Annotated in this window: 2 protein-coding genes; one reads left to right on the forward strand and one right to left on the reverse strand. The window is 73.3% G+C overall.

Features of this window, described 5'->3' with window-relative positions:
* The first annotated feature begins 252 nt into the window (after positions 1-252).
* Entirely contained in the window at positions 253-1,761 is a 1,509-nt protein-coding gene (locus FOE67_RS21315) for an exopolysaccharide biosynthesis polyprenyl glycosylphosphotransferase (RefSeq protein ID WP_182666454.1), read from the forward strand.
* A 175-nt stretch (positions 1,762-1,936) separates the two neighbouring features.
* On the opposite strand, the gene FOE67_RS21320 is transcribed toward FOE67_RS21315, so the two are convergent.
* Entirely contained in the window at positions 1,937-2,884 is a 948-nt protein-coding gene (locus tag FOE67_RS21320; RefSeq protein WP_182666455.1) for a GDP-L-fucose synthase family protein, read from the reverse strand.
* Positions 2,885-3,019: the final 135 nt, after the last annotated feature.

Raw genomic sequence — 3,019 nt, forward strand, 5'->3', positions numbered from 1 at the left:
TAAAGGCCAGCCGGTTCCCCCGCCCGTCCCGGCGGAGGGGCGGAAGCCCCGGTTCCGATCGTTGCGAGATGAAAGCGGCCAACTCCGCCCGACCCCTCGGGAAAGTTCCAACGAACCACAACCGAACACAAGTTGGATCCCCTACTCTCATCATTCGAGTACCCGCGGAGCGGCATGGGGAGATGCCGGTCCGTGCGGGGAGAGGACAGGGGTTCCTGACGGTTTCCGGGGGGTTTCATGCAACACGTCGGTATGTCCCGCACCACCCGCACCACCCGCACCACCCGTCGCGAGGACACCGGCGCCGGCCGCCCACCGCTGCGGGGCCTGCCCGGGGACACCGGCGCCCGGGGCCGCGGGTACGCGCCCCTGGCGATCGCGAGCGACGCCCTGGGGGTGCTCGTTCCCGTCGCCGGTGTGTACCACGCGACCGGCCAGTCGCGCCCCGTGCTGTCGGCGGTGGTCGCGTGCGCGGCGTGGTTGGTGATCCGCGCCGGCCACCTGCGTTACGTCCGCCGGGTGATCGGTGAGTCCCGCGGGTTGGTGGCCGCCGCGCACGACTGGGCGCTGTTGGTGGGCGTCCTGGCCCTCCTGCGGGTGCTCACCGGGGAGAACTCGGCCATCGGCGCGGCGCTGGTGGCCCTGCTGCCGGCACTGTTCCTGTCCGCCCTCACCGGCGCCCTGATCCACGGCCGGTTGACCGCCAGGAGACGGGCGGCGGAAGCCGTTCGCCGGGTCCTGGTGGTGGGCGAGGCGGGGCCGGTCGGTGACGTCACCGCCCGGCTCGCGGCCCGCACCGACCATCCCTACGTGGTGGTCGGCGCCGTACCGGTGGGGGCCGGCACACCGGCCGGTGGCCTCCCCGTGACCGGGCGGCTGACCGCCGGGCCGGTGCCCGAGCGTCCCTCACCGGCGGAAGGGGACCCGGACGAGGGCGTCGTGACCGGGGCCGCCCGGCGCTGCGGCGCCGATCTGGTCCTCGTCGTCCCCGGCAGCCGGTTGGCCGGTGAACGCCTGCGCCGGCTCGCGTGGCAGGTGCAGGACGCCGGGCTGCCGCTGATGATCTCCTCGGGGCTGAGTGAGGTCTCGCCGCGCCGGGTGCTCGTCTCCACCGCCGCCGGCCTGCAACTGATCCAGATCCTCGCCCCGGCCCGCGGCGGGCCGCCGTTGCTGGTCAAGCACGTGCTGGACCGGGTCGGGGCGGCGCTGGGCCTGTTCCTGCTGGCCCCGCTGTTCGCCCTGATCGCCCTCGCCGTCCGTCTGGACTCCCGCGGGCCGGTGTTCTTCCGCCAGCGTCGGATCGGTCACCGGGGCGTCCCCTTCGAGATGTGGAAGTTCCGCAGCATGGTCCCCGACGCCGATCGGCTGCGCGGCACGCTGGAGGAGGCCAACGAGCAGAGCGGCCCGCTGTTCAAGATGCGCCGCGATCCCCGCGTGACCCGGGTCGGCCGGCTGCTGCGCCGCAGTTCCCTGGACGAACTGCCGCAGCTGTGGAACGTGCTGCGCGGCGAGATGTCCCTGGTGGGGCCGCGTCCGCCGCTGCCGGAGGAGGTCGCCCGCTACGGACCCGTGGAGCACCGCCGGTTGGAGGTGCGCCCCGGTCTGACCGGCCCCTGGCAGGTGGGGGGTCGCTCGGACCTCTCCTGGGAGGAGAGCCTGGCGCTCGACCTGTCCTACACCGACAACTGGTCGCTGACCGGGGACCTGGACGTGCTGGCCCGCACGGCCCGGGCGGTGGCGGGGGGCAGAGGGGCCTACTGAGAGCCGGGGCCGCCGGCCGGGAACCGGTGGCCCCGTGGCCCCTCCTCACAGCTCCTCCCCGCCTCCCACCTTCCTCGTCCCCTCTCGCCCCTCTCGTCCCTCTCTTCGGTTCCCGTCGGCCCGCCCCGCGCCGGCCCGGCCGGCCGGACGGGGTTCTCCGGACCCTCCGGGCCCCTCAGGAGTTCGCGTGCAACCACCACCGATAGGTGTCCCGGATCCCCTCCGCCAGGGGGATTGCCGGGGTGAAGCCCAACTTGTCCAGGCGGGAGACGTCCAGCAGTTTGCGGGGCGTGCCGTCGGGACGCGACGTGTCCCAGGCGATCCGGCCGGTGAAGCCGGTGACCGAGGCGACGGTCGCGGCCAGTTCGGCGATGGTCAGATCGGAGCCGCACCCCACGTTGATCGGGTCGGGTTCGTCGTAGGAGCGCAACAGCGTCAGACAGGCCGCCGCGAGATCGTCGCTGTGCAGGAACTCGCGCCGGGGCGTGCCGCTGCCCCACAGCACCACCTCCGGGGCCCCCGCCTCCCGGGCCTCGTGGAAACGTCGGATCAGGGCGGGCAGGACGTGCGAGGTCTCCGGATCGAAGTTGTCGCCGGGGCCGTAGAGGTTGGTCGGCATCGCCGCGATGTAGCGGCGGCCGTACTGGCGACGGTAGGAGCGCACCTGGCAGATCCCGGCGATCTTGGCCAGGGCGTAGGGCTCGTTGGTCGGCTCCAGGGGGCCGGTGAGCAGCGACTCCTCCCGGATCGGCTGGGGCGCGTGCTTGGGGTAGATGCACGAGGAGCCCAGGAACAGCAGTCGGTCCACGTCGGCGGCGTGCGCCCCGGCGATCACGCTCAGCTGGATGCGGAGGTTGTCCTCCAGGAACGGCACCGGGTAACGGTGGTTGGCCATGATCCCCCCGACCCGGGCGGCGGCCAGGACCACGGCGTCGGGACGGGTCTCCCGCAGGAGGGCGGCCGTCGCCTCCGCGTCGCGCAGATCGACCTCCCCGCGGGTGCGGGTGATCACCTCGTGGCCCTCGGCCTCCAGGCGCCGGGTCACGGCGGAACCCACCAGGCCCCGGTGCCCGGCGACGAATATGCGGGCGGTGGACGGCAGCAGGCCGTCGGCAGCAGTCATGGCAGGGAATTGTGCCGGCGCCGCCTTCCGCTCAGAGGCCGATTTCCGGAAATCGGCTCATACATCCGCCGGGAGCGTTCGCGGCACCGGCACCGCGAACCACCCCGGCCCGACTGTCCCCCACCTGTCTCTTAT

The organism is Streptomyces calidiresistens, from assembly GCF_014141525.1.
Lineage (GTDB): Bacteria > Actinomycetota > Actinomycetes > Streptomycetales > Streptomycetaceae > Streptomyces > Streptomyces calidiresistens.

Bases quoted from the DNA above. Each gene is read 5' to 3' on its own strand.
- FOE67_RS21315 (WP_182666454.1), top strand. From the start codon at position 253: ATGTCCCGCACCACCCGCACCACCCGCACCACCCGTCGCGAGGACACC.
- FOE67_RS21320 (WP_182666455.1), bottom strand. From the start codon at position 2,884: ATGACTGCTGCCGACGGCCTGCTGCCGTCCACCGCCCGCATATTCGTC.